This window comes from Pseudomonas sp. NFPP02 (assembly GCF_900119355.1).
Taxonomy (GTDB): Bacteria; Pseudomonadota; Gammaproteobacteria; order Pseudomonadales; family Pseudomonadaceae; genus Aquipseudomonas; species Aquipseudomonas paracarnis.
This window is the reverse complement of sequence record NZ_FPJI01000013.1, coordinates 128617-155496: the sequence shown is the minus strand read 5'-3', so window position 1 is coordinate 155496 and position 26880 is coordinate 128617. Positions and strand designations below refer to the sequence as shown.

The 26880-nt window shown below is 62.0% G+C and carries 25 protein-coding genes; 15 read left to right on the top strand and 10 right to left on the bottom strand.

The features are described 5' to 3' along the window. Nucleotides 1-73 precede the first annotated feature (73 nt). The 3 genes from BT204_RS22090 to BT204_RS22080 form a co-directional block, all read right to left on the bottom strand. A complete protein-coding gene (locus tag BT204_RS22090; RefSeq protein WP_032895195.1) occupies nucleotides 74-685 on the bottom strand; it encodes a 3'-5' exonuclease in 612 nt (203 codons plus the stop codon). 25 nt (nucleotides 686-710) lie between these two features. Further along, nucleotides 711-1187, bottom strand: a complete 477-nt coding sequence (locus BT204_RS22085; RefSeq protein ID WP_003194396.1) for a LabA-like NYN domain-containing protein — start codon at nucleotides 1185-1187, stop codon at nucleotides 711-713. Between the two features lie 119 nt (nucleotides 1188-1306). Then, complete coding sequence (locus tag BT204_RS22080; protein WP_054896176.1) at nucleotides 1307-2032, bottom strand: DUF2076 domain-containing protein; 726 nt, start codon at nucleotides 2030-2032, stop codon at nucleotides 1307-1309. Between the two features lie 182 nt (nucleotides 2033-2214). Between BT204_RS22080 and BT204_RS22075 the strand changes: the two genes are divergently transcribed. Then, on the top strand, nucleotides 2215-2874 hold the full coding sequence (locus BT204_RS22075; RefSeq protein WP_032873246.1) for a YciC family protein: 660 nt from the start codon (nucleotides 2215-2217) through the stop codon (nucleotides 2872-2874). Between the two features lie 41 nt (nucleotides 2875-2915). Continuing rightward, nucleotides 2916-4004: an endonuclease/exonuclease/phosphatase family protein gene (locus BT204_RS22070; protein WP_072448271.1), complete on the top strand. Its 1089-nt coding sequence runs from the start codon at nucleotides 2916-2918 to the stop codon at nucleotides 4002-4004. 122 nt (nucleotides 4005-4126) lie between these two features. Here the strand turns inward: BT204_RS22070 and hrpB are convergent, their stop codons facing one another. Then, nucleotides 4127-6634, bottom strand: a complete 2508-nt coding sequence (hrpB, locus tag BT204_RS22065) for an ATP-dependent helicase HrpB (RefSeq protein ID WP_072448269.1) — start codon at nucleotides 6632-6634, stop codon at nucleotides 4127-4129. Nucleotides 6635-6887: 253 nt separating this feature from the next. Between hrpB and BT204_RS22060 the strand changes: the two genes are divergently transcribed. Further along, a complete protein-coding gene (locus tag BT204_RS22060) occupies nucleotides 6888-7307 on the top strand; it encodes a hypothetical protein (protein ID WP_003194410.1) in 420 nt (139 codons plus the stop codon). A gap of 9 nt (nucleotides 7308-7316) precedes the next feature. After that, nucleotides 7317-8210: a cation diffusion facilitator family transporter gene (locus BT204_RS22055; RefSeq protein WP_054896180.1), complete on the top strand. Its 894-nt coding sequence runs from the start codon at nucleotides 7317-7319 to the stop codon at nucleotides 8208-8210. Here BT204_RS22055 and BT204_RS22050 read toward each other — a convergent pair. Next, nucleotides 8207-9169: a DUF6515 family protein gene (locus BT204_RS22050; protein ID WP_054896181.1), complete on the bottom strand. Its 963-nt coding sequence runs from the start codon at nucleotides 9167-9169 to the stop codon at nucleotides 8207-8209. The two genes, BT204_RS22055 and BT204_RS22050, sit on opposite strands and share 4 nt — an antisense overlap. Before the next feature lie 427 nt (nucleotides 9170-9596). On the opposite strand from BT204_RS22050, the gene BT204_RS22045 reads away from it, so the two are divergent. Both BT204_RS22045 and BT204_RS22040 read left to right on the top strand, forming a co-directional pair. Then, nucleotides 9597-10076, top strand: coding sequence for an Lrp/AsnC family transcriptional regulator (locus BT204_RS22045; RefSeq protein ID WP_003194418.1), 480 nt, complete (start codon nucleotides 9597-9599; stop codon nucleotides 10074-10076). A 227-nt stretch (nucleotides 10077-10303) separates the two neighbouring features. Then, entirely contained in the window at nucleotides 10304-10513 is a 210-nt protein-coding gene (locus BT204_RS22040) for a DUF2788 domain-containing protein (RefSeq protein WP_025999909.1), read from the top strand. Here BT204_RS22040 and BT204_RS22035 read toward each other — a convergent pair. The 4 genes from BT204_RS22035 to BT204_RS22020 all read right to left on the bottom strand — a co-directional run bounded on the left by BT204_RS22035 (nucleotide 10508) and on the right by BT204_RS22020 (nucleotide 16990). Beyond that, the gene (locus tag BT204_RS22035) at nucleotides 10508-11143 is read right to left on the bottom strand and encodes a pseudouridine synthase (RefSeq protein WP_072448267.1); all 636 of its coding nucleotides are present in this window, start codon (nucleotides 11141-11143) and stop codon (nucleotides 10508-10510) included. The two genes, BT204_RS22040 and BT204_RS22035, sit on opposite strands and share 6 nt — an antisense overlap. A 71-nt stretch (nucleotides 11144-11214) precedes the next feature. Beyond that, nucleotides 11215-12687, bottom strand: a complete 1473-nt coding sequence (gene amn, locus BT204_RS22030; protein ID WP_153475217.1) for an AMP nucleosidase — start codon at nucleotides 12685-12687, stop codon at nucleotides 11215-11217. Between the two features lie 182 nt (nucleotides 12688-12869). Next, nucleotides 12870-14522, bottom strand: a complete 1653-nt coding sequence (locus BT204_RS22025) for an acyl-CoA dehydrogenase family protein (protein ID WP_072448265.1) — start codon at nucleotides 14520-14522, stop codon at nucleotides 12870-12872. A gap of 68 nt (nucleotides 14523-14590) precedes the next feature. Then, the gene (locus BT204_RS22020) at nucleotides 14591-16990 is read right to left on the bottom strand and encodes a hybrid sensor histidine kinase/response regulator (protein WP_057975545.1); all 2400 of its coding nucleotides are present in this window, start codon (nucleotides 16988-16990) and stop codon (nucleotides 14591-14593) included. A gap of 275 nt (nucleotides 16991-17265) precedes the next feature. On the opposite strand from BT204_RS22020, the gene BT204_RS22015 reads away from it, so the two are divergent. The 4 genes from BT204_RS22015 to BT204_RS22000 all read left to right on the top strand — a co-directional run bounded on the left by BT204_RS22015 (nucleotide 17266) and on the right by BT204_RS22000 (nucleotide 20799). Next, nucleotides 17266-18063: a hydroxymethylpyrimidine/phosphomethylpyrimidine kinase gene (locus BT204_RS22015; RefSeq protein ID WP_060764047.1), complete on the top strand. Its 798-nt coding sequence runs from the start codon at nucleotides 17266-17268 to the stop codon at nucleotides 18061-18063. 30 nt (nucleotides 18064-18093) lie between these two features. Next, nucleotides 18094-18723: a thiamine phosphate synthase gene (gene thiE / locus BT204_RS22010; RefSeq protein WP_014720063.1), complete on the top strand. Its 630-nt coding sequence runs from the start codon at nucleotides 18094-18096 to the stop codon at nucleotides 18721-18723. Nucleotides 18724-18734: 11 nt separating this feature from the next. Continuing rightward, nucleotides 18735-20018 carry a glutamate-1-semialdehyde 2,1-aminomutase gene (hemL, locus tag BT204_RS22005; protein ID WP_072448264.1) on the top strand — a complete coding sequence of 428 codons (1284 nt, stop codon included), beginning with the start codon at nucleotides 18735-18737 and terminating at the stop codon, nucleotides 20016-20018. Between the two features lie 226 nt (nucleotides 20019-20244). Then, on the top strand, nucleotides 20245-20799 hold the full coding sequence (locus BT204_RS22000; RefSeq protein ID WP_034126914.1) for a tetratricopeptide repeat protein: 555 nt from the start codon (nucleotides 20245-20247) through the stop codon (nucleotides 20797-20799). A 126-nt stretch (nucleotides 20800-20925) separates the two neighbouring features. Here the strand turns inward: BT204_RS22000 and BT204_RS21995 are convergent, their stop codons facing one another. Next, nucleotides 20926-21252 (bottom strand): DUF1820 family protein, encoded by a 327-nt coding sequence (locus tag BT204_RS21995; RefSeq protein WP_003215457.1) that lies wholly within the window; start codon nucleotides 21250-21252, stop codon nucleotides 20926-20928. A gap of 130 nt (nucleotides 21253-21382) precedes the next feature. Here BT204_RS21995 and miaB point away from each other — a divergent pair, with 130 nt between their 5' ends. From miaB to lnt, 5 genes are all read left to right on the top strand, one after another. After that, complete coding sequence (miaB, locus tag BT204_RS21990) at nucleotides 21383-22711, top strand: tRNA (N6-isopentenyl adenosine(37)-C2)-methylthiotransferase MiaB (protein WP_014720071.1); 1329 nt, start codon at nucleotides 21383-21385, stop codon at nucleotides 22709-22711. Nucleotides 22712-22941: 230 nt separating this feature from the next. Continuing rightward, entirely contained in the window at nucleotides 22942-23946 is a 1005-nt protein-coding gene (locus BT204_RS21985) for a PhoH family protein (protein ID WP_019818064.1), read from the top strand. Beyond that, nucleotides 23939-24397, top strand: a complete 459-nt coding sequence (ybeY, locus tag BT204_RS21980; protein WP_003194442.1) for an rRNA maturation RNase YbeY — start codon at nucleotides 23939-23941, stop codon at nucleotides 24395-24397. Before BT204_RS21985 ends, ybeY begins: the two co-directional genes overlap by 8 nt. A 42-nt stretch (nucleotides 24398-24439) precedes the next feature. Continuing rightward, nucleotides 24440-25279, top strand: coding sequence for an HlyC/CorC family transporter (locus tag BT204_RS21975; protein WP_003194444.1), 840 nt, complete (start codon nucleotides 24440-24442; stop codon nucleotides 25277-25279). An 8-nt stretch (nucleotides 25280-25287) separates the two neighbouring features. Then, a complete protein-coding gene (lnt, locus tag BT204_RS21970; protein ID WP_072448262.1) occupies nucleotides 25288-26811 on the top strand; it encodes an apolipoprotein N-acyltransferase in 1524 nt (507 codons plus the stop codon). Nucleotides 26812-26880 lie beyond the last annotated feature (69 nt).

The window sequence follows — 26880 nt, the reverse complement described above, 5'->3', positions numbered from 1 at the left end:
CTCTTAAAGTCGTGACGCGGAGCGTCTCCAGATGCATGCCCACGCGGAGCGTGGGGACGATCAGCGCCAGGCCTTAAAACCCGCGATGTTTCTTCAGGTGCTCATTGATCTTCGCGGCCGGCACTTTCTGCAAGGTGCACAGCAAGTCATGGGACAGCTCCCGCAAGCCATGAGTCTGGCGCAGTTCCTGGGCCAGGTGCGCTGTGAGGTTGGCGGCCATTTCCGCATCCGCCAGCGCCCGGTGAGCCTGGCCGGTGTGGGGCAGTTTGGCGTAGGTGTTGAGGGTGCCGAGCTTGTGGTTGGGCGCCGCCGGCATCAGGCGGCGGGCCAGCAGCAGGGAGCAGGCGAATTTCTGCAGGCGGGTGCGGCGGATCAGGCCCAGTTCAAAGTCCCAGAACTTCTGGTCGAACGCGGCGTTGTGCGCCATCAAGGGCGTGGTGCCGACGAACTCATTGACTTCGTTCATCACCCGTTCAGCCGGTGGCGCGCTGCGCAGCATGGCGTTGCTGATGCCGGTGAGCTGTTCGATAAACGCCGGTACGCGCACACCGGCGTTCATCAGGCTCTGGTAGCGGTCCACGATCTGCCCACGCTCGAGGATGACCACGCCAATCTCCGTGGCCCGGCAGTGGCTGCTGGGGGTGATGCCAGTGGTTTCAAAGTCGATGACCGCTATACGTTCCAAACCTGTTCCAACTCCGTTCTACGATCTATTTAAGCAACAACGCGCCTTCGATCGGCACGTAGTGGCTGGCGGCGCGTATCAATGAGTTGGCCGTCAGCCCCGGCACGCCGTAGGCCACGGCCCGCACGCCATGCTTGTGGATGATGCGTTCGAGCAACATGTCGAAATCACCGTCACCAGAGGCCAATACGACTTCGTCGACATGGTCGGCGGCGTCCATGATGTCCAGCGTGATGCCCACGTCCCAGTCGCCCTTGGCGGAGCCGTCGCTGCGCTGGATATACGGCTTGAGTTTTACCGTGAAGCCCAGGTTGCGCAGGATCTGCTGGAACTGCTGCTGCTTGCTGTCGCCGCGGTCGATGGCATAGGCGTACGCCTCGACAATCTGCCCGCGCGCGCTGATGTCAGCCCACAGGGCGGCGTAGTTGAAGTGGCAACCATAGGCCTGGCGCACGGTGTAGTAGAGGTTTTGCACATCGGCGAACACTGCAATTTTTTTCACCGCACTTCCTCATGGACAGCCAGGCGCCAGCGCCCGGAAAGGGCGCCAGTATGCCAGCCAAGGGAGCGTTTCCGGGAAAAAATCAGACCGGAGCGCCGCAGCGCCCCGGGCCTGATGTGTCAGACGAAGGAATCGTCGTCGCCAAAGGAAGAGGAATCGTCGGAATAATCGCTGTCGGCGAAGCTATCGGCGTTATTGCTGCCCCAGCTGTCATTGCCGGCAAACGTCTGGTCATCGTTGCCCCAGTTACCTGAATCACTGGCCGGTGCCGGTTGTTCGATGATCTCCTCCACCACCTGCGGTTGCTGGTTGTGATGGAACAGGCTGCTGATCCCTTCGGCCAGCAACACCCCACCGGCCACGCCGGCGGCGGTCTTCATGGCACCACCGAGGAAGCCACTGCCGGCTGGCGCGGCTGCCGGTGCTTGCGCCGGCTGATAGTTCTGCTGGGGCGCTGGCTGGTTGAACGATGGCCGCGCCGGTTCACGCCAGCCGCCACCTGAGTTGCTCGGCGCAGGTTGTGGCTCACGGGAACCGCCGCCAAAGATGCTCGACAGGAACCCACCACCGCTGGCCGGCGCAGGTTGCGTGGCTTTGGCCCGTTGCAGCTCGTCCTGCAATTGCTGAATCTGCTGGGCCTGTTGCTTGTTCTGCGCGTCAAGACTCTGCAGCGCATGTTCCTGTACCAGAATCGACTGGGTCATGTAGTAGCCGACGGCAGGTTGGCGAGCCATATGCTCCTTGATCCGCGCTTCGGCCTGGGCGTCGCGGGGGGCTGAGTCCGTTTCGGCTTGCTGCAACCGTGAAAACAGTCCATCGATCAGGGTTTGCTCTTCGCTATTCATGGCGACCTCGTTAGATTGCCGATAAAAAATTCCGGTCCCGCCTGTGATCAGGCTCGGGGCTTTCCAGTTATGGGGATGTTACGAGTTGTTTCAATGGTCTTTACTCAAGGTTTACGTTTGCGCCCCTTGGACCCTGATCGGTTAAAGTGTGGCCCTCTGCTTCCAGGCCTGTGATGACCCTGATGAATCCGTTAGACGTTTTGCGCGACTCCTTCCGCTTTACCCAGCGCAACCTGGGCGCCATCGTCCAGCTGTGCCTGCCATTGGTGATCCTCGAAGCCTTGCTGCAACAGGTGCTGGACCACACGCTGGGCCCGGATGCGTTTCCCGGCTACAGCGTGGTCGTAGGTTTGTTGGTGTACCCGCTGTACACCGGCGCCCTGATCCTGTTTCTCGACGCCCGCACCCGGGGCGAGTCGCCGCGCACCAAGGACGTGTGGGCCATGGCCTTGAGCCTGTGGCCGCGTTTTGCCCTGCTGACAGCCATGAGCACCTTGCTGATTCTGTTGGGGCTGTCGCTGTATTTCCTGCCGGGCTTGTGGCTGATGGTGGTGCTGGCGTTTGCCGAATACCTGCTGGTGCTGCGCGGCATGCCCGCCCTGGAGGCGATGAAGGAAAGCTTTCGCCTGACCCGCGGGCATTTCTGGCGCATCCTGGTGTGCCTGCTGTGCGTGATGACGCCGTTGTGGCTGCTCAAGGGCGCCAGCGTGGCGGCGTACCCTGAGCCCGCGCCGTTGCTGGGGTTGCTGATGGACAGCGCCCACAGCTTCCTGCAACTGTTCACCAGCGTGGTGCTGTTCCGTTTATTCATGCTGATCGGTGGCGACGCCGACGTGCGGTGATATGCTCCGTGGCTCTTCTGACACGCATATAAGCCGAGCCGATGACCCGTTTATTGCGCATAACCCTGTTGAGCCTGTTGATCATCGCCGGCCTGCTGGCCGCGCTGATCTACAGCCTGACCTGGCGCCCTGCCGACAAAGAGACCCTGCCCGTCAGTTGCGTGGCACCCCGCGCCCCGACACTGTTGCCGGGGCAGGCGCTCAAGGTTATGACCTGGAATGTGCAATACCTGGCCGGCAAGAACTACGTGTTCTGGTACGACACCCCGGACGGCAGCGGCCCCGACGATCGCCCCACCGTCGAAGACATGGCCTTTAGCCTCGACGAAGTGGCGCGGGTGATTCGCGACGAACAACCCGACATCCTGCTGTTGCAGGAAGTCGACGAAGGCGCCAAGCCTTCCCATTATCAGGACCAGCTTGCGCTGTTGCAGGAGCGTCTGGTCGACCTCTACCCGTGCAGCGCCCAGGCCTTCGACTGGAAAGCCGATTTTGTGCCCAGCCTGCATATCTTCGGCAGCGTCGGGCGCAAGCTCGCTACGCTCAGCCGCTACCAGATCGAACATGCCGAACGCCTGCAACTGCCAACCGCCGATGCCAACTTCGTCAGCCGGCAGTTCCAACCTAAACCTGCGTTGCTACTGACTTACCTGCCCTTGAGCGATGGCGGCCAACTGGCGGTGCTCAATACACGCCTGGACGGCGGCGCACCTGGCCGCTCGGCAGCGCAACAACAAGTGCAAGCCGCGGCCAAGCTGCTGGACAAGTTCGAAGGCCGGGGCACGCCCTGGTTGATCGGCGGGGATTTCAACCTGCTGCCACTGGGCCAATACCTGCGCCTGGACGCGGCTAAGCGTGGGCAGTATGCGCCGGACAGCGAGTTGCACCTGCTGTGGGACAAGTACCCGATGATCCCGCGTAACAGCGAGTCCAGCGGGATTGATCGTGAGAAATGGCTGACGCACTTCCCCAATGACCCGAGCCTGGACGGGCCGGATCGCACCTTGAATTATCTGTTCTACAGCCCGCGCATCAAGCGGGTGGAGGCGAAGGTGAGGCAGGAGGACACATTGCGCATTTCCAACCATCTACCGGTTATCGCCCGCTTCCTGCTGCCTGCCGCGCAATAACCCACATCCTTAATCTTTTGTGGGAGCTGGCTTGCCTGCGATGCCGCCGATGCGGTCTTTCAGTGACACCGCAGCGATGCGATCGCAGGCAAGCCAGCTCCCACATTTGAACTGCATAGTGCCTACTTACGCGGCTTGATTCGGGCCGTCGCTTCGGCCACCAACGGGTCATCCGGCCAATAATGCTTGGGGTATCGCCCCTTGAGATCCTTCTTCACCTCGGCATAGGTACTGCGCCAGAAGTTCGCCAGGTCCTGCGTGACCTGCACCGGCCGGCGCGCCGGGGACAGCAAGTGCAACTTCACGGCCAGGCGCCCGCCGGCAATGCGCGGGGTGTCTGCCAGCCCGAACAATTCCTGCAAGCGCACCGCCAGGATCGGCGGCTGCTCGCTGTAGTCCAGGCGTACCGATGACCCCGACGGCACTTTCACATGCTGCGGCGCCAGCTCTTCCAGGCGTTGGGGCAAGGGCCAGGGCAGCAGGTTGTGCAGGTAGCTGGAGATATCCAGGTTGGCGAAATGGCTGAGGCGCGAGACCTTGCCCAGATAAGGCATCAGCCAGTGTTCGAGGCTGGCGAGCAGGGCCTTGTCGCTGAGGTCGGGCCACTCGCTGGTGTTGCCGGCATCCAGTTGGCGCAGCAGCATCACACGGGCTTGCCACTGACGCAGTTCCGGGGTCCAGGGCAGCAGTTCCAGGCCTTTGCGGCGCACCAGGTTGACCAGCGCCTGGCTGCGGGCGGATTCGTCGAGGCCGGTCAGGGGTTCGCGGCTGAGCACCAGTTCACCGACTTTGCGTTGGCGCTCGGCACGCAAGACGCCTTCGCGCTCGTCCCAGTCGAGTTGGTCGACGTTGCGCACTTGCTCGGTCAGCACCGTGTCGAACAGTGCCGGATCAAAATCCGCCGCCAGGTAGATGCGTTCTTCGCGCTGGCCCTGGCGGCTGCCCAGGTCGGCGATCACCAGCCAGGGTTGTTTCATCAGGCTGTCGGCTTCGGCAAACAGCGCTGCGCGGCCATTGGCCAGGCGGTATTCAGCGCCACCGGGGCGACGTTGCTGGGCGACGCGGTCCGGGTAGGCCAGTGCCAGCAAGGCGCCGAGCCAGCGCGGGTGGTCGGGGTTGTCCACCGGCTGGGTCGCCTTGCCGCGCAGGTAGCCACGGTATTGCCGGGCCAGTTGCTTGGCGCGCTGCACGCCACCCTGGGTACCTCGCGCACGCTCCTCGCCGGACATCAGCGCCAGGCGGCTGTGCAAATCGGCACCGCCGCCGCGCAAGATGTCGCGTTCGCCCAACAAGGCTGCCACGTCGCAGGCGGTGGCGGCGAGCCCCAGGTCTTGGCCACGCAATAACAGGTGGGCAATACGCGGGTGGGCGGGCAACTCGGCCATCTTCTGGCCATGGGCGGTGAGGTTTTCGTCGTTCAATGCACCGAGGCGTTGCAACAGATCCTGGGCCTGGGCATACGCGGCTGTGGGCGGCGCATCCAGCCACACCAACTGGCTGGGCGTCACGCCCCAACGGGCCAGTTGCAAGGCCAGCCCCGCCAGGTCGGCGGCGAGGATTTCCGCGCTGCCATAAGCGGCCAGACCGTCGTGCTGGTCTTCGGACCACAACCGATAACACACCCCCGGTTCCAACCGTCCTGCCCGACCGGCGCGCTGGGTGGCGCTGGCGCGGGAGATGCGCTGGGTGTCGAGGCGGGTCATGCCGCTGCCGGGGTCGAAACGCGGCACCCGAGCCAACCCGGCGTCGATCACCACGCGTACGCCGTTGATGGTCAGGCTGGTCTCGGCGATGTTGGTAGCCAACACCACTTTGCGCTTGCCGGCCGGCGCCGGGTCGATGGCGGCGCGCTGGGCATTGAGGTCCAGCTCACCGTGCAACGGGCACAGCAGCACATCAGGGCGATCACCCAGGGCATCGGCCAGTTGCTGGTTGACCCGGCGAATCTCCGCCTGCCCCGGCAGAAATACCAGCACACTGCCGGCCTCGTCATGCAGGGCTTCGAGGATGGTTTGCACCACGCGCGGCTCGATAAACTCCCCGGCCTGGTAAGGGCGCCCCCAGCGCATCTGCACCGGGAACATGCGCCCCTCACTGCGCAGGATCGGCGCGTCATCCAGCAGACCGGCCAGGCGCTCGCCTTCGAGGGTGGCGGACATCAGCAGGATCTTCAGCGGCTGCTCGTCGCGAAACAGCTCGCGGCCGTTAAGGCTCAGGGCCAGCGCCAGGTCGGCGTCGAGGCTGCGCTCGTGGAATTCGTCGAAGATCAACAAGCCCACGCCGTCCAGCGCCGGATCGTCCTGCAGGCGGCGGGTGAGGATGCCTTCGGTGACGACCTCGATGCGCGTGTTAGGGCCGACTTTGCTGTCCAGGCGAATGCGGTAGCCCACGGTCTCACCGACCTTTTCACCCAGTTCACTGGCCAGCCGCTCGGCAGCAGCACGAGCAGCCAGGCGCCGGGGTTCGAGCATCAGGATGGTTTGCCCGGCGAGCCAGGGCTCATGCAACAAAGCCAAGGGCACGCGGGTGGTTTTACCGGCGCCGGGGGGCGCTTCCAGCACGGCTTCATGGCGATGAGCCAAGGCGTCACGCAAGGCGGGTAAAACATCATCGATCGGCAACGAATTCATACTGGCTCCAAAGCAGAGCGGCGAGTATAACGGCGAACTGCCGGATGCCGATGCGGGTCTCAAAAACAGCCACTCTTGGGACTGGGAATGCAGTCAAAGGTCGGAGCTGGCTTGCCTGCGATAGCGGTATGACAGTTGCCACTGTATTCCCCGAGCCGACGCTATCGCAGGCAAGCCAGCTCCCACATGGATTCATCGGCGCCTGGCCGATCTGGCTTATAGTCACCCTTAAATCTGTTCAGGAGACTTTTTCATGCGTATCGCTTCCCGTGTCATCGGCGGTGTCCTCGCCGTCACCCTGCTGAGCCAACTCACCGCCTGTGGGTCGATTTTCTACCCCGACCGCCGTGGCCAGATCGACGGCAAGATCGACCCAACCATCGCGGTACTCGATGCCCTCGGCCTGTTGTTTTATGTGATCCCCGGCCTGATCGCCTTCGGTGTCGACTTCGCCACGGGCGCCATTTACTTCGAACCGGGCAAGACCGCCCAGGTCGCCCCCGAGAAACTGCACGAAGCCATCGGCGCCGACGGCACGGTCGATAACGCCAAGCTGCAAAGCATCATCCAGAAGGAAACCGGCCGCACCTTGCCGCTGGATGACCCGCGCCTGATCCAGTTCAAGGGCAGCGTGCAGCAACTGGCGGCCCTGGGCCTGCAGCCTGCCGCGTAAGGACAGCTCATGACCAGCAGCCCCGAACACGCAAGGCTCTTGCGCCTGGCCACCCGCGCCTCGGTGGGCGTGGCCTGTGTGCTGATTGTGACCAAGGCCATCGCCTGGTGGCTCAGCGGCTCGGTGAGCATGCTCGCCGGGCTGACCGACTCACTGCTCGACGGCGTCACTTCGCTGTTGAATTTGCTGGCAGTGCATTACGCCCTGCGCCCGGCCGATGACGATCACCGTTATGGGCATGGCAAGGCGGAGTCGCTGGCGGGGATGGCGCAGGCCTTGTTTATCGCCGGCAGTGCGGTGCTGATTGCGCTCCAGGCCTATGAACGGCTCAAGCACCCAGAGCCGGTTGGCGCACCGTGGTTGAGTATCGGCGTGATTATCTTGTCCCTGGCGCTGACCGTGGCCCTGCTGGTGCTGCAACACCGCGTGGTGCGCGAGACCGGCTCCAATGCGGTGCGCGCCGACTCGCTGCATTACCGCTCGGACTTGCTGCTCAATGGCAGCATCCTGATTGCGCTGGTGTTGGCAGGTTTTGGCTTTCATCAGGTCGACGCCTGGTTTGGCCTGGGGATCGCCGCCTACATTCTGTGGAGCGCGATCCAGATCGCCCGGGAAAGCTTTGCGGTGCTGATGGATGAAGAGTTACCGCCAGACGTCAGCCAGCACATGCTGGAACTGGCCCGGGGCGTACCCGGCGTGCTGGGTGCCCACGACTTGCGTACGCGGGTTTCCGGCAACCACTGGTTTGTGCAGTTGCACCTGGAGTTGCCGGGCGAGTTAACGCTGTCGGTGGCCCACGGCATCAGCGACCAGGCCGCCGATGCCATCCACCGGGAATATCCGAAGGCCGAAGTGCTGGTGCATGCCGACCCGCGGGAAGTGGTCACCGGCAACAAAACCTAGTACTGCACCTGATATCCACGACTGCCCAGGCAGTTGCCCTGGGCCTGGCGGTAAGTTTGTACCACCGCAGGGTCCGGGGCATAGGTAACGGTGCGCGGGTCGAAGCCACTTTGTTGCACCGCCCAGCGATAACAGTCGTAGCCGTCCTGCTGTACCTGGGCTGGCGATTGGCCGTTGGCCGGGTAAGCCACCACGTCATAGCCGTTGCCTTGAGGCGTCGGCGGAGGTGATGGCACCTGCGTCGGTGGTTGTACCACCACGTATTGCTGGGTGCTTTGCTCGTAGGCGTAATAGGCGCCTGCGGCGAGGAACAACAGCGAGCCGCCTACCCACACTTCACGTGCGTAGTCCGGCAGGTAATGCACGCGAATGCCATAGGGCGGCGTCACCACTACGTAGCGTGGGCCTTGGGGGCGATACCAGTAGCCGCCGGAGAAAAAGTAGTCCTGGCCACGGTAAGGCACGCGGTAATTGCGATCGGGGAAACGGTCGATGACATATCCAGGGCGATGCTGCGGGCCTGGACCCCAGCCATTGCCATGCCCGTCGGGGCGGCCTGGCCAGCGGTTATCACCGGGGCGATCGTTACTCGGACGCGAACCGGGGCCGCCGGCCTCCCAATGCCGGTTGTCATCGGGGCGTCTGGGAATATCACGGTAATAACCCTGGCGCGGCTCCTGGGTCTGGCGCACGGTATCGGGCCGGCCCTGGATCGGCAGGTTATTGGAGGGTTGCGGTTGCGGTGCTGGTCGCCCCGGCTCATGACCTTGAGGCCGACCTTGCCATTGGCCACCCTCGTGCTCGCCGCCACGATCACCCTGCGGGTTTTGTGGGCGTGGCTGATTGTGCTCAGGCCGTTGCCCCTGGCCCGGTGAGTTATCGCGTTCGTCGGCCATCGCCTGGGAGCCGACGCTGACCACCAGCAAACCAACACCTGCCATACGCCAGATGCGCTTCATGCTTTTCCTCACTGCGGATTGGGGCTTGATCATGAGACTGGAAAAGCCTCGCCCGGTTCTGAGACAGGTTATCAGTCACGAGAACTATTTTCTGAAGGCAAAACGCGCACAAAGAAAAAGGGGTGACCCGTCGGCCACCCCTTGAGAATTTCGTCCGTGCTCAACGCTTTTGACGTTGGCTCACCTCACGCCGTCTTGTGGACAGTGTGCAGCCTGGAGGCCGGCTCAACCCTGCTGGGGCGGCGGCCGCAACGGGCCTGATTGGGCGCGCTGCTGTGGACTGTTGTCCAGGCGGTGATTCTGTTGGTAATCATAGGCGTGCCAGGCGGGCAGAGGATTGCGAAGATTGCGTCAATAAACAGTGCTTGCGCAATTTTTAACCCTTCATGGATAATTAACCGCAATAGTTACGACAAAGGCCAACCCAATGAGCAAGCTTGACCGATACGACCTGAGTATTCTGGCGGAATTGCAGCGCGACGCGAGGATCTCCAACCAGGAGCTGGCCGAACGCATCGGCCTGTCGCCTTCGCCCTGCTCGCGCCGGGTCAAGCAATTGGAGGACGACGGCTACATCGCCCGCCAGGTCGCCCTGCTCGACCGCAAGATGCTCGGCCTGAGTCTTACGGCCTACGTACTGATCGGCATGGACCGTCACACGCCGGAACGCTTCGAGAATTTCGAAGCCGCCATCCGCACCCTGCCGCAAGTGCTGGAGTGCAGTTTGGTGACCGGGATGGATGCGGACTACCAGTTGAAGGTGGTAGTGCCGGACATGGATCACTATCAGAAATTGCTTCTGGGGCATCTGACCCGGATTGAAGGGGTGACCAGCGTGCGGTCCAGCTTTGTGCTCAACCAGGTATTGAACAGCACCGAACTGCCCCTGACCCACCTGCGCACCTGAGAACAACGATGCTCAGCTGTAGGAGCGAGCTTGCTCGCGAAAAACGTTAACGATAACCCGTGCCTCCTGAATGAACGCGGCGTCTGTGAGTTTTTCGCGAGCAAGCTCGCTCCTACAATGACATCAGGCCCCCCACAGTTTGACCGTGCAGGACTCAGGTCAATGTTGCGTTTGTGACGCTGCCGTATACTGCTCGCTTGTCTTGTCGGAAGAGCCCCATGAACAACATCGACCCCGCCCTGTTTGAAGAATGGATGATGACCGGCCTGGTCACTATCCTCATCATTTTCATGGGCTTCATCGTCTGGGACCTGGCGAAGAAATCCAAGGCCGGGCGCTTTGGTTCGTTCATCCTGTTTTTCGTGCTGGGCCTGGGCGTGGCGGCGTTCATCATCAAGAGCGTGGTGATCGGCCTGATTGAATCCGGCGCCTTATAAGCGCGCCGGCACTGCCTTCCAGTGGCCTTGATCCAGGCCATCGATCGACCACTCACCAATACGCACGCGCACCAGGCGCAGCGTCGGCAAGCCCACTGCTGCGGTCATGCGCCGTACCTGACGGTTGCGCCCTTCACGAATCACCAACTCCAGCCAATACGTCGGCACGCTTTTGCGAAAGCGTACCGGCGGGTTGCGCGGCCATAATGCCGGCTCATCCAGTTGCCGCGCCTCGGCCGGCAAGGTCATGCCGTCGTTGAGTTCCACGCCTTCACGCAGGCGTTGCAGCTGCTCTTCAGTCGGCTCGCCTTCCACCTGCACCCAGTAAGTTTTCGCCAGCTTGTGCTTGGGGTCAGCGATGCGCGCCTGGAGCTGACCGTCGTTGGTCAACAGCAGCAGGCCCTCGCTGTCACGGTCCAGGCGCCCTGCCGGGTAAATGCCGGGGATATCAATAAAATCCTTGAGGGTCGCGCGCCCACCTTCGTCGCTGAACTGGGTCAGCACATCGAAGGGTTTATTGAACAGGATCAACTTGGGCTCGGCCGGTGGCGCCTTGGCAACGCGGCGAGCGGCAGAGTACGGTGGTTTCACGCCAGGGCGGCGCGAATCGGGACGGCTGGGACGGGACATGGCAAAGGAACATCTAACGGTCAGGACCGACAATGCTAGTGGCCTGACCGCTAAATGACCATCCCAACCGCTTAGCGGAACGGCGGCTCGTCGAAGCTGCGCAGTTTGCGCGAGTGCAGGGAGTTGAGTTCGGTGCGCAACAGGTCGACCGCCTCGATGCCGATCTTCAAGTGCTGGCTGACCGCGCGCTCATAGAACGCGTTGGCCGAACCCGGCAGCTTGATCTCGCTGTGCAAGGGTTTGTCCGATACGCACAACAAGGTGCCGTAAGGCACGCGCAAACGGTAACCCTGGGCGGCGATGGTGCCGCTTTCCATGTCCACGGCCACGGCGCGGGACAGGTTGATCAGCGGCCGCTCCTGGGCCCAGCGCAGTTCCCAGTTCCGGTCGTCATAGGTCAGCACGGTACCGGTGCGCAGGCGTTTTTTCAGCTCTTCGCCTTTTTCGCCAGTGACTTTCGCCGCAGCTTGCTGAAGCGCCAGCTGCACTTCGGCCAGGGCCGGGATGGGGATGTTCGGCGGTACCACGCGGTCGAGAATCCCGTCGCGGCGCATATAGGCGTGGGCCAGTACGTAGTCGCCGATGGTCTGGGATTGGCGCAGGCCGCCGCAGTGGCCGATCATCAGCCAGCAATGCGGGCGTAGTACGGCCAGGTGGTCGGTGATGTTCTTGGCGTTGGACGGGCCTACGCCGATGTTCACCAAGGTCACGCCGTGGCCGTCAGTGGCCTGCAGGTGATACGCCGGCATCTGGTAGCGGTGCCAGACCACGCCGGCGGCAATGGCCGAGGCTTCGCCGTGGTCCATGCTCTTGTCGATCACCACGTTGCCGGGCAGCACCATACGGATAAACCGCGGGTCGCTGCGCAGTTGCTCCAGGCCATGCAGGATGAACTGGTCCACGTAGCGGTGGTAGTTGGTCAGCAAGATCCACGGCTGCACATGGCGCCAGTCGCTGCCGGTGTAATGCACAAGGCGACGCAGGGAAAAGTCCACGCGGGCGGCATCAAACAGGGCCAGGGGCAGCGGGTCGGTGTTTTCCCAGTCGTACAGGCCATCGGCAATGCCGTCGGTGGCGGCGGACAGGTCGGTACTGGGGAATACACGAGCCAGGGTCGCGGCGGTGACGCCGGAGCCGGCCAGTTCATCACCCTGCTCCACCACATAGGGGTACGGGATGTTCTGCTGGCTGACGCCCACTTCCACGGTCACGGTGAAGTCGTGCATCAGCGGCACCAGTTGCTCCAGCAGGTACTTACGGAACGCGGCCGGGTGGGTCACGGTGACGCTGTAGGTACCCGGCAGTTGCACCTTGGCATACGCCCGAGTGGTCTGTGGGACTTCGCCGTGGCAGTGGTAGGTCAGGCGCAGTTCCGGGTAGCGAAACAGTGCGCGTTGAGCGGCGTCGGGTTCGACGCGGTCCTTGAGGTATTGCTTGAGCGCTTGGTTGAGCGCGCCAGTCGCACGCTCATGCAGCGCCGCCAGCCGGTCCACGGCTTCTTCGGCGGTTTTAACGACAACAAAAGCTTCGGTCACGGTAAGCATCCTGTGTTCTGACTTGCAGGCCTTTATCTTGCCTGTATCCAGGCCTCACCGAAACACCGGAAGTGGAATGCTTTGATAGGTGGGAGCTGGCTTGCCTGCGATAGCGGTCTATCAGCCACATAATTGCTGGCTGGACCACCGCTATCGCAGGCAAGCCAGCTCCCACATTTGACTGTGTTTATTCAGAGGGATTGTGGGGTTGAGCGGGCGACAATAGCTTGCACATCCACCCCACGCGGCAAGGTGCCATATACCCGCCCCGACGACTCACCCAACCGACTGGCGATAAACCCGTCGCTCACCGCCGCATTACCCGCCTCCAACAACAACTTGGCCTGCAACGCCAGGGCAATGTCCTCGGTCAGCTGCCGTGCCCGATACTGGATATCCTGGGTGTCCATGAACGCCGCCTTCAACTGCTCGATATGCCGCGCCAGCTGTTTGTCGCCATGGCCATCCCCCAGCTCCACAAACAGCACCTCCAGCACACCCGGCTCTTTGGACAGTGCACGCAGCACGTCCAGGCATTGCACATTGCCAGAGCCTTCCCACGTGGAGTTAACCGGTGCCTCACGGTAAAGACGCGGCAGGATGCTGTCTTCCACGTACCCGGCGCCGCCCATGCATTCGGCGGCTTCGTTGATCATCGCCGGCGCTCGCTTGCAGATCCAATACTTGCCCACCGCCGTGACCAGCCGGGCGAACTTGGCTTCATGTTCATCATCAAGATGATCCAGGGCGCGCCCCATGCGCAGGCTCAAGGCCAGGGCCGCTTCGCTTTCCAGGGCCAGGTCGGCCAGCACGTTCTGCATCAGCGGCTGCTCGCTGAGCACGCGGCCACCCACTTGGCGATGGGCGCAGTGATGGCTGGCCTGGGTCAGCGCCTGGCGCATCAAGGCGCTGGAGCCGACCATGCAATCGAAGCGCGTCATGGCAACCATTTCGATAATGGTTGGAACGCCGCGGCCTTCTTCACCGACCATCCAGGCCAGGGCGCCGCGAAACTCCACTTCGCTGGAGGCGTTGGAGCAGTTGCCGAGTTTGTTCTTCAAGCGCTGGATATAGAACTCGTTGCGCGTGTCGTCCGGTCGGTGCCGGGGCAGCAAAAAACAGGTCAGGCCCTTGTCGGTCTGGGCCAGGGTCAGGAAGCCATCGCACATCGGTGCCGAGCAGAACCATTTATGCCCCACCAGTTCGTAGGCTTGGCCGGGGCCACCCGCGCCTACGGGGTAAGCGCGAGTGGTGTTGGCGCGTACGTCGGTGCCGCCCTGCTTCTCGGTCATGGCCATCCCGATAGTGGCGCCGGCCTTGTGGGCGATGCCGACATTGCGTGGGTCGTAGTGGGTATTGAGTACTTTAGGCAGCCAGAGGTCCGCCAGCTCCGGTTGCAGGCGCAGGGCCGGGACGCAGGCGAAGGTCATGGTCAGCGGGCAGCCGCTGCCGGCTTCGGCCTGGCTATGCAGGTAGGTCATCGCCGCACGCGCCACATGGGCGCCAGGCTGCGGGTGGGCCCACGGCAACGACGGCAGGCCATGCTCGACGGCGGTGCGCATCAACTCGTGATAGGCCGGGTGAAACTCCACCAGGTCGATACGATGGCCGTAACGGTCATGGCTACTGAACACCGGTTTGTTCTGGTTGGCCAGGAACCCGGCTGCCATCAACGGCCCACCGGCCAGCGCACCGTAGGCATCAATGCGCGCTTGTGCCCAACCGGCGCCGAAGCGGCGTGACCATTCCTGCAAAGGCAAGTCGATGCGATAGAGGTTAGTGCCGTCCAGGGACGGTGGCTGGTTGGTGACGTCGTGGGTTTCGGCAAACTGATGCAGGTTCATGACGGGCCTCCTGGAAAAAAGGCCGTATGAACAGTGGCCCGGAATTCAGTTAAGCACCGTGCAAGACCTTAAAAAAGTGGCATACGCGCCGAATGTTCGGCGCTTTCACCCTCATCCGCGCACAGCACGCTACGTTCAAGTGCCGCCTGCAAGGCGTCGAAACGCACCGGTTTGGCCAGTCGGTCCGTCATGCCAATGCCATGGCAGCGCTCACGCTCCGGCCCATTGGGCGAAGCACTCAGGGCGATCACCGGCAATTCACCACAGCCGGGCAATGCGCGAATCTGGCAGCACAACGAAAAGCCACCCTCTGGCACATCCAGCAGCACGGCGTCGAAGCTGTGCCCCTGCAATGCAGCGAGCGCCGCCGGGCCGCTGTCTACGGTTTTGACCCGGTAACCGAGCTTGAGCAACATGCCACGCACCGCCAACTGGCCCACGCTGTTGTCGTCCACCAACAGCACCGTGCACTCCTGAGGCGCACGCTGTGCAGGCAGCGTTTGCGTGGCGGGCGTCACCTGCTGCGGCACCGCGCTGACGTCCATTTCCAACTGGAAGCGGCTGCCTTTACGGGGCTCCGAATGATGGGTCAGGCGCCCGCCCAGCAGTTCGATCAACTGCCGGCAAATCGCCAGGCCAATGCCCAGGCCGCCGTATTCACGCGTCATCGAGCCGTCCAACTGAAAGAAACGCTGATACAACGTGGCCTCATCGAGAAAGGCAAAGCCGATACCGGTGTCGGTGACGATAAAGCTCAAGTGCAAGGCGCCATCCCCTTGCGGCACGCCCACCACACGCAAACGCACCGCGCCGACGTGGGTGAATTTGAACGCATTGTCGAGCAGGCAATCCAGGCACTGGCGCAACTTTTGGGCATCGCCGATGAGCCGGTCTGGCAGCTCATCCGCGACGTCAATGGAGAACGCCAGGCCCTTGGCCTGGGCGCTGCCGGTGAACTGCTGGCGCAAGGTATCGAGCTCGCCGCGCAGGCTGAACACTTGCGGCTGGGCCACCAGGCGACCGGCCTGCAACTCGGTGAGGGTGAGGATGCCGTTGACCATGCGCATCATGTCCCGCGCCGAGCCGGCGGCGGTTTGCTGGTACTGCGTCAGGTCATCGTCCAAAGGCACGGTTTGCATCAGTTCCAAAGAGCCGATCACACCGTTCATCGGCGTGCGCAATTCGTGGGTCAGGGTGGCGAGAAATTCGTCTTTGAGGCGATTGCTGCGGGCCAGTTGCTGGTTGAGCGCTTCCAGCTTCTGGCTGGCATCGAGGAGAATCTGCGCCTGCTGTTCGCGCATGCCGTTGATACGGTCAGCCAGGGCCAGGGACAACAGCGCCACTTCAATGGCTGAGCCGAGCTGGCTGGCGTACATGGTCAGGAACACGTTAGGCAGATAACCCAGCACCATCAGGGTATTGATCACCCCGCCGAGCAGGAAGGCCGACCAGGCGATGATGAAATAACGCGCCATGCGCTGCCCGCAATACCAGGCCTTGATGGCCGCCACGAAGATGGTCACGGTAAACACCAGCGCCAGCGCAGTGGCCAGGCGCAGGGCCACGGCGTAACTGGTCAACAGCGCCAGTGCCATCACCAACCCGCCACAGGCCGCCAGCGCCAGCAGGATGCGGTTGAGCCAGCGACTGTGCTGCGCAGTGTGCAGGAAACTGCGCGCGAACAGGCTGCCGAACAAAGCCGCCGAGCCGATCAGGAAGGGAACCGCCGCATTCGCCCACCAGGGGTTGTTCGGCCAGAAGTACTCCACCGCAACGCCATTGACCGACAGCTGATACAAGCCGAACGAAGCGATATAGAAGATGTAATAGAGGTAGCTGGTGTCGCGTACGCTCAGGTAGATAAACAGGTTGTAGATCAGCATGCCCAGCAACACACCGTAGATGGCGCCGAGCACGTACAAACGCAACGGTTGCTCTTCCATATAGGCAGTGCCCGCCCACAACGTCAGCGGTGCCTGGATCGAGCCTTGGCTTTGCAAGCGCAGGTAGACGGTTTGTTGCTGGTCGGGCAAGAAGCTGAGCTTGAACAGGTAGTTGCTCTGGCTCACCTCACGGCTGGAAAACGGTAATGCGCTGCCGGTGCGGGCGGTGAGGCGGTAGTGGCCGGTGCCGTCGTTCTGGTAGAGGTCCAAGCGATTGAGCGGCGGGTAGGCCAGTTCCAGAAACCAGGTGCGCGGTGCGCGGGGATCTTTGGCGGTGTAGTGCAGGTTGACCTTCAGCCAGAACACCGAGCGTGAATAGCCGGCATTGAGCGTGTCTTTGTCGTGGGTCTTGAATTGGGCGGCATAGGCGGGGGAACTGACATCGGCGATGGTGAGGGCATCGGTTGGGTCTTCGAGCACTTGCATGACCCGGCCCAACGGGAGGCTGCGCGTGTCCTGGTTGAACTCGACAGCGCCGGCGAGCATCGGTAGCCCGCACAATATAAACATCAGCAAATAGCGCATAGAGCCCCAGCGTAGCCTGGTCCGGTTGTGTCAAAAGCCCCCCATTCCTTTTGAGAAGACGTACACCGGCGATACAGTAAGTTATTGGGATGCACTTTAGCATAGCCAGTAAAAGCCATTAGCCACTGCAGGAACTTTTTTTAGAACAGCTCTAGCGCAATGCTTTCAGACCACTGTGTTGCAGCGTTCGGCCACGCAAAGCGATGCTGCAGCAGCAAACTTCTGCCATCGCCAGGCAGCCACGCAAAAAGCGTTTGGTGGTAAGCTCGCGCACCATGAATATCTACAGTTCTCGCCCCGTTGTCCTCTGTCTCTCCGGCCACGACCCCAGTGGTGGCGCCGGCCTGCAGGCAGATATCGAAGCCCTGCTCGCCCAGGGTTGCCACGCGGCCCCGGCCGTCACCGCGCTGACCGTGCAGAACACCGTCAATGTCAGTGACTTCCGCGTGCTTGACCGTGAGTGGGTACTGGCCCAAGCCAATGCCGTGCTCGGCGACTCTGAAGTCGCGGCGGTCAAGCTGGGCATGCTCGGCTCCACTGCGATGGTCGACACCGTGGTCGAACTGCTGCAGGCGCACCCGCATTTGCCGGTGGTCTGCGACCCGGTGCTGCGCGCCGGCGGCGGCGGTAGCCTGGGCAAGGACGAGGTCGGTTATGCGATGCGCGAGCGGCTGCTGCCCCTGTCATTGATCGCCACCCCCAACCTGCCAGAAGCGCGCATCCTCGCGGAACTGCCCGACGGCAGCGCCGACGACTGCGCCGAGAAGCTGCTGCCGTACATCAAGCACCTGCTCATCACCGGCGGCCATGGCGATGAGCACGAAGTGCACAATCGCCTGTACAGCCGCGACGGCACGCGCCAGACCTTTACCTGCCAGCGCTTGCCCGGCAGTTATCACGGCTCGGGTTGCACCTTGGCCAGTGCGCTGGCCGGGCGCATTGCCCAGGGTGAAGGCCTGGCCAGCGCCGTGCAATCGGCCCTCAACTACACGTGGCGTACCCTGCGTGATGCCGAACAACTCGGCCAGGGCCAGTTCGTGCCGCGTCGATTGCCGCTGGATTTCTGCTCGTAACTTATCGCTCGTCAGCAAGGGGTTTGCCCGATGAAACTACGCGGCCTTTACGCCATTACCGACAGCCAACTGTTGGCCGGCAAATTCCTCGCCTACGTCGAGGCGGCGCTGGACGGTGGCGTCACCCTGTTGCAGTACCGCGACAAAAGCAGCGACGAGGCACGGCGCCTGCGTGAAGCCGAAAAGCTCTATGAACTGTGCTCGCGCTACAAGACTCAATTGATCATCAACGACGATGCCGAACTGGCCGCGCGACTGGGCGTCGGCGTACATCTGGGCCAGACCGACGGCCCGCTGACCTCGGCCCGGGCATTGCTCGGCGCCAAGGCGATCATCGGCGCCACCTGTCACAGCCAGATCGAACTGGCCGAACAGGCCGCCAAAGAAGGCGCCAGCTACGTCGCCTTCGGCCGCTTCTTCAATTCCACGACCAAACCCGGCGCACCCGCCGCCACCGTTGACATGCTGGCCCAGGCCCGCAAGCGCCTGCACCTGCCGATCTGCGTAATCGGCGGCGTCACCCTGGAAAACGCCGAGCCGCTGGTGGCCCACGGGGCTGACCTGCTCGCCGTGGTCCATGGCCTGTTCGGTGCCGACAGCACCCAGGAAGTCACCCGCCGCGCCCGTGCATTCAACGACCTTCTTAAATCTTCAGTTTAGAGAGCCCGATCATGTCCCGTTCCGAAACCCTGTTTGCCAACGCCCAGAAACACATCCCCGGCGGTGTGAACTCCCCCGTGCGTGCGTTCAAGAGCGTGGGCGGCACGCCGTTGTTCTTCAAGCATGCCGAAGGCGCCTACGTCACCGATGAAGACGACAAGCGCTATGTCGACTATGTCGGCTCCTGGGGCCCGATGATCCTCGGCCACAGCCATCCGGACGTGCTGGACGCGGTGCGCCAGCAACTGCAGCACGGCTTGTCCTACGGCGCCCCGACCGCGATGGAAACCGAGATGGCCGACCTGGTCTGCTCGATCGTGCCGTCGATGGAAATGGTGCGCATGGTCAGCTCCGGCACCGAAGCCACCATGAGCGCGATCCGCCTGGCCCGTGGTTTCACCGGCCGCGACAACATCATCAAGTTCGAAGGCTGCTACCACGGTCACTCCGACAGCCTGCTGGTAAAAGCCGGCTCCGGCGCGCTGACCCAAGGCGTACCCAATTCTGCTGGTGTACCTGCGGCGTTCGCCAAGCACACCCTGACCTTGCCGTTCAACGACCTCGCGGCCGTCGAGCAGATGCTCAGCGAAGTCGGCCAGGACGTTGCCTGCATCATCGTCGAGCCAGTCGCCGGCAACATGAACTGCGTTCCACCGGCCCCGGGTTTTCTTGAGGGCCTGCGCGAGCAGTGCGACAAGCATGGCGTGGTGCTGATTTTTGACGAAGTGATGACCGGTTTCCGGGTCGCCCTCGGTGGCGCCCAGGCTTACTACGGCGTCACGCCAGACCTGAGCACCTTCGGCAAGATCATCGGCGGCGGCATGCCGGTAGGCTGCTTCGGCGGCAAGCGCGAGATCATGCAACACATCGCCCCGCTCGGCCCGGTCTACCAGGCAGGCACCTTGTCGGGTAACCCGCTGGCAATGGCCGCCGGCCTGACCACCCTGCGCCTGATCAGCCGCCCGGGCTTCCACGCCGAGCTGACCGACTACACCACACGCCTGCTCGACGGCCTGCAACAGCGCGCCGATGCCGCCGGCATCCCGTTTGTGACCACCCAGGCCGGTGGCATGTTCGGCCTGTACTTCAGCGGCGCCGACGATATCGTCACCTTCGATGACGTGATGGGCAGCGATGCCGAGCTGTTCAAGCGCTTCTTCCACCTGATGCTCGAAGGCGGCGTGTACCTGGCACCGAGCGCCTTTGAAGCTGGCTTCACTTCGATCGCCCATGGCGAAGCCGAACTGAAATTGACCCTGGATGCTGCCGAGCGCGCGTTCGCGGCCCTGAAATAAGTGACGGCAACCTCTGACGTTGCCCCTGGCAGCGTCAGATTTGCTACTTTGCTTACAGAGAATTCCTGGTTTTTTCGAGAATTGCCCTGCAATCCGGCAGATAACTTGCCCAAGCAGCAGAAAAACGAGTAAAGACTTTGTAAGCAGAGGCCTGCTTATTTCATAATGCGCGCTTATTGGACTCCCTCGAGGGTCCGCGCGCCCCGTCAGAGGTAAGTCGATTCCCATGAAACGCACCGGCCGCACCCTGGTTCTGGGCTGCCTGTTGCTCCTTCAACCGCTACTGGCACATGCCCAGGCCGGCGGCAACTCGTTGTTAATCCCAGCGATGGGTCGTTGCACCCTCAATACCCAGCCAGAGAGCCAGGCCGAAGCCCTGAGCGCGTGCCAGAAACAGGCCGAGGAAGGGGATGCGCAAGCACAATACGAGTTGGGCGAGTACTACCACGACAGCAAGAACCCGGCCGTTGACCTCAACAAAGCGTTGAGCTACTTCGAGAAAGCCTCGTTGCAGGGCCACGCCCAGGCGCAATACCAGTTGGGCAACATGTTCTTCAAAGGCGAAGGCGTGCCGGCCAACAACGTCCAGGCGTACATCGTGCTGAAAATGGCCGCGGTCAACGGCGCCGAAGACGCACTGGACACTGCCGACGAAGTCGCCGAGCATATGCAGCGCGATGAACTGGAAGTGGCAACCCAGGTGCTGGGGCAGATTTTCCGCAACTACCTGCAAGAACTGCAGAGTGCTGATGGGCGTTCGCCGTTCTCACCCCTTCCCTGATTTTTTGTAGACCTTACATCGCTATCGCAGGCAAGCCAGCTCCCACAGTGACTGCATTCCAGCATTGAAACGCGGTCGAGTGTGGGAGCTGGCTTGCCTGCGATAGACCCCCCTCGGTCTAAAGCCCTACTTCTCAGGCATCGGCATCGGAAACGGCATCACATTGCTCATGCCCCGAGCCTCACTGATCTTCGGCGTCCCCAGGCGCTCGACTTCATCGATGCGCACAATCGAATGCATCGGCACAAAGCTGCGCACCACACCTTCGAACTGGGCCTTGAGCTTTTCTTCGCCCGGATCGACCACCAACTGGGTGCGCTCGCCAAAGACGAACTCTTCCACCTCCAGGAAGCCCCACAGATCACTTTGATAGATCTGCTTGGCGTACATTTCGAACACCTGGCCCTGGTTGAGGAAAATCACCTTATAGATTGGAGCTTCACGTTTGGTCATGGTGGGCGAACAACACATGGGGATATAAAAGAGGGCGCGAACTATAGCATGGCACCCGATGCACAGCGCTAGGAACCAATGGGCATGCCCCCTATAATGCGCGGTTCTTTACCACCAGTTGACGATTCCCATGGCCAAGAAGCTTTACATCGAAACCCACGGTTGCCAGATGAACGAGTACGACAGCTCGCGCATGGTCGACTTGCTGGGCGAACACCAGGCCCTGGAAGTCACTGCCCGCGCCGAAGATGCCGACGTGATCCTGCTCAATACCTGCTCGATCCGCGAGCGGGCCCAGGACCGTGTATATTCGCAGCTGGGCCGCTGGCGCGAATTGAAACTGGCCAACCCGGACATGGTGATCGCCGTCGGCGGTTGCGTGGCCAGCCAGGAAGGCGCCGCGATCCGCGACCGCGCGCCCTATGTCGATGTGGTGTTTGGCCCGCAAACCCTGCACCGTCTGCCAGAGATGATCGACGCCGCACGCATCACCAAGCTGCCGCAAGTGGATGTATCGTTCCCCGAAATCGAGAAATTCGACCATTTGCCCGAGCCGCGTATCGACGGCCCGAGCGCCTATGTGTCAGTGATGGAAGGTTGCAGCAAGTACTGCACTTTCTGTGTAGTGCCCTACACCCGCGGTGAAGAAGTCAGCCGGCCGTTTGACGATGTGCTGTCGGAAATCATCCACCTGGCTGAAAACGGCGTGCGCGAAGTGACCCTGCTGGGCCAGAACGTCAACGGCTACCGTGGCCAGACCGATGACGGCCGCCTGGCCGACCTGGCGGAATTGATCCGCGTGGTCGCCGCCGTCGATGGCATCGAGCGCATCCGCTACACCACCTCGCACCCGCTGGAGTTTTCCGACAGCCTGATCCAGGCCCACGCCGAAGTACCAGAGCTGGTCAAGCACCTGCACTTGCCGGTGCAATCGGGTTCGGACCGCATTCTCTCGGCGATGAAGCGCAACCACACCGCACTGGAATACAAATCCAAACTGCGCAAACTTCGCGCCGCCGTGCCAGGCATTTGCATCAGCTCGGACTTTATCGTCGGCTTCCCGGGCGAAACCGAGAAAGACTTCCAGCAGACCATGAAGCTGATCGAAGACGTGGGTTTCGACTTCTCCTACTCGTTCGTCTACAGCCAGCGCCCAGGCACTCCGGCTGCCGACCTGCTGGATGAAACCCCGGAGGCGTTGAAAAAAGAGCGTTTGAACGCGCTGCAACATCGCCTCAATCAGCAGGGCTTCGAAATCAGCCGACAAATGGTCGGTTCGATCCAGCGCATTCTGGTGACCGATTATTCGAAGAAAGACCCGGGTGAATTGCAGGGTCGTACCGAGAACAACCGAATCGTCAACTTCCGCTGTGACAATCCCACGCTGATCGGCCAGTTTGCCGATGTGCACATTGATGCGGCGCAGCCACACTCGTTGCGTGGCTCGTTGATCAACTGATCTCGCTGACCGGATGAAGATCAAAATGTGGGAGCTGGCTTGCCTGCGATAGCGATGTATCAGTGCCCAATGTGCCAACTGACCCACCGCTATCGCAGGCAAGCCAGCTCCCACAGGGGTTCTTCAGGGTTATCGAGAGTGGGGCCAGGCTATTTAAGTGCTTTCGCACACCAGCGCCTGGCGTTATTCTCTCTCTCACCTCATCAGCCAAAGGGCGGCTAAAAGCAACCTTGAACGCACCCATAGCAGAACCCCATCGTTTTATCCTCGAGCCTTTTGAGGCTCGCCGTTTCGCCAACCTGTGCGGACAGTTCGACGAGCACCTGCGCCTGATCGAACAACGCCTGAGCATCGAGATCCGCAACCGCGGCAATCAGTTCGAGCTCATTGGTGAACCCCAACACACCACGTCTGCAGAAAACCTGCTGCGCCGTCTCTACCGCGAAACCAAGGGTAGCGAGCTGTCGCCGGAGACCGTGCACCTGTACCTGCAGGAGTCGGCTGTGGAAGACCTGGCCAATAACCCGGTGGCCGAAGCCAGCGTGGCCTTGCGTACCAAAAAAGGCATGATTCGCCCACGCGGCTTGAATCAGCAGAAGTACGTCAAGGAAATCCTGGGCAACGACATCAACTTCGGCATCGGCCCGGCCGGTACCGGCAAGACCTACCTCGCGGTGGCCTGCGCCGTCGACGCCCTGGAGCGCGAGCAAGTGCGGCGCATCCTGCTGGTGCGCCCAGCGGTCGAGGCCGGCGAAAAGCTCGGTTTCCTGCCCGGCGACTTGGCCCAGAAGATCGACCCGTACCTGCGCCCGCTCTACGATGCGCTGTACGAGATGCTCGGTTTTGAATACGTGGCCAAGCTGATCGAGCGCCAGGTGATCGAGATCGCCCCGCTGGCCTACATGCGTGGCCGTACGCTCAACAACAGCTTCATCATTCTCGACGAAAGCCAGAACACCACCGTCGAGCAGATGAAGATGTTCCTCACCCGTATCGGTTTCGGCTCCACTGCCGTGATCACGGGCGACATCACCCAGGTCGACCTGCCCAAGGGCACCAAGTCGGGCCTGGGCCAGGTGATCGAGGTGCTCAAGGACGTGCCGGGTATCAGCTTCACGCACTTCATGCCCAAGGACGTGGTGCGCCACCCGCTGGTGCAGCGCATTGTCGAAGCCTATGAGCGCTTCGAACACCGCGACGACGCGCCCGCCAAGGACGCTCGCCACGATGCTTGAGCTAGACCTGCAGCTGGCCACCGACGCGCCCGCCCCCAGCGAAGCCCAGTTCCGCCAATGGTGTGAACTGGCTTTGCGCCAGCGCACCGCTGACTCGGAGCTGACCATTCGTCTGGTGGACGAGGCCGAAGGCCGTGAGCTGAACCACACCTGGCGCCAGAAAGACTACGCGACCAACGTGCTGTCCTTCCCCGCCGACGTGCCCGACGAATTGCTGGATATCCCGCTGCTGGGCGACCTGGTGATCTGCGTCGCGGTGGTCGAGCGAGAAGCGGCGGAACAAGGCAAGGAACTTGAGGCCCATTGGGCCCATCTAGTCATCCACGGCTGCTTGCATCTCTTGGGTTACGACCATATAGACGATGACGAAGCCGAGGAAATGGAAGCACTGGAACGAACGTTGCTTGCAGAACTGGGTCACCGCGACCCATATGCAGACGACGAAAGCTGATCAACACTCAACTGTCATATCAAAGGATTTAGAGTAATCGCTATGAGCGAAGACCGATCGAGCAACGGGCAGAAGTCATGGCTGGGTAAACTGACCCAGGCTTTTGCCCACGAGCCGAAAAACCGCCAGGAGCTCTTGGAGCTGCTGCGCGATGCACACCAGAACAAGTTGCTGGACAGCGAAGCGCTGGCCATCGTCGAGGGCGCCATCCAGGTGGCTGACCTGCAAGTACGTGACATCATGGTCCCGCGCTCGCAGATGATCAGCATCAAGGCGACCCAGACCCCACGGGAATTCCTCCCGGCCGTGATCGACTCGGCGCATTCGCGCTATCCGGTGATCGGTGAAAGCCATGACGACGTCATGGGTGTCCTGCTGGCCAAGGACCTGCTGCCGTTGATCCTCAAGGAGAATGGCGACAGCTTCAACATCAAGGATCTGCTGCGCCCGGCCACCTTCGTGCCGGAGTCCAAGCGCCTGAATGTGCTGCTGCGCGAGTTTCGCGCCAACCACAATCACATGGCCATTGTGATTGACGAATACGGCGGCGTGGCCGGCCTGGTCACCATCGAGGACGTGCTGGAGCAGATCGTCGGCGACATCGAAGACGAGCACGACGTCGAAGAAGACAGCTACATCAAGCCGCTGCCCAGCGGTGACTTCCTGATCAAGGCGCTGACGCCCATCGAGAACTTCAACGAGTTCTTCGACAGCGAGTTTTCGGACGATGAGTTCGACACCGTCGGCGGCCTGGTGATGAGTGCGTTCGGGCACCTGCCCAAGCGTAATGAAACCACCGAGATCGGCGCCTATCGCTTCCGCATCCTCAATGCTGATAGCCGTCGTATCCATCTGATCCGCCTGACACCCATCGCCCGCTAAGGACTGACATGCGCCGTCTCACCTCACCCGGCTGGCCCGGTAATTTGCTGGCCGTGGTGGCCGGCGCCATCACAACCCTGGCGCTGGCGCCGTTCGATATCTGGCCGTTGGCGCTGGTTGCGGTCGGCCTGTTCTATATCGGCCTGCGGGACCTGACACCCCGCCAGGCCCTGGGCCGTGGCTGGTTTTTCGGCTTCGGCCTGTTTGGTGCCGGCACCAGTTGGATCTACTACAGCATCCACCACTTCGGCGGCGCTTCGGTGCTGCTGGCGGGGTTCCTGATGCTGCTGTTCACCGCCGCCATCGCCTGGTTCTTTGCCCTGCCCGCCTGGCTATGGGCGCGCTGGTTGCGCCGTAACGAAGCACCACTGGCGGATGCATTGACGTTCGCCGCGTTGTGGGTCGGCCAGGAAGCCTTTCGTGGCTGGTTCCTTACCGGTTTCCCGTGGTTGTACTCCGGTTACAGTCAACTCGATGGGCCATTGACCGGCCTCGCGCCATTGGGTGGGATGTGGCTGATTTCCTTCGCCCTCGCACTCACTGCCGCATTGCTGTGCAACCTGCCGCTCCTGCTGGTCACCAAGCGCAATGCCTTCATCGGCGCGGGCCTGTTATTGCTGGTTGCGCCCTGGGCGATTGGCCTGGCACTCAAGCATCACGCCTGGACATCGCCGTCTGGTGCGCCCCTGAGCGTGGCTGCGATTCAGGGCAACGTCGAGCAAAGCATGAAGTGGGACCCGGACCAGCTCAATGCACAGTTGGCGCTGTACCGCGACATGAGCCTGAGTTCCAAGCGCGTCGACCTGCTGGTCTGGCCGGAAACTGCCGTGCCGGTGCTCAAGGAGTCCGTGGAGGGCTACCTGGGCATGATGGGCAAGTTTGCCGCCGACCGGGACAGCGCGTTGATCACCGGGGTACCGATTCGCCAGGAAGTGCACCACCAGAAGCGCTACTTCAACGGCATCACCGTGGTCGGCGAAGGCGACGGCACCTACCTCAAGCAAAAACTGGTGCCGTTTGGCGAGTACGTGCCGCTGCAGGACATGTTGCGCGGGCTGATAGCCTTTTTCGACCTGCCCATGTCGGACTTCGCCCGCGGCCCTTCTGACCAGGCCATGCTGCAGGCCAAGGGTTATCAGATTGCGCCGTTCATTTGCTATGAAGTGGTGTACCCCGAATTCGCCGCCGGCCTGTCGGCCCAGAGCGACCTGCTGCTGACCATCAGCAACGACACCTGGTTCGGCCGCTCCATCGGCCCGCTGCAGCACCTGCAAATGGCGCAAATGCGTGCGTTGGAGGCTGGCCGCTGGATGATCCGCGCCACCAACAACGGCGTGACCGGGCTGATCAACCCGTTTGGGCAGATCACCGCGCAGATCCCGCAGTTCGAGCGTGGCATTCTCTATGGGGAGGTGGTGCCGATGCATAACCTCACGCCGTACCTGCAATGGCGTTCGTGGCCGTTGATCATTGTGTGTGTGCTGCTCTTTGGCTGGGCGCTGTTGGCGGCTCGGATGGCCAAAACGGTCTGACCTGTGGGAGCTGGCTGCGATGGCGGTGTATCAGTGCCCTGAGTGCTCACTGACCCACCGCCATCGCAG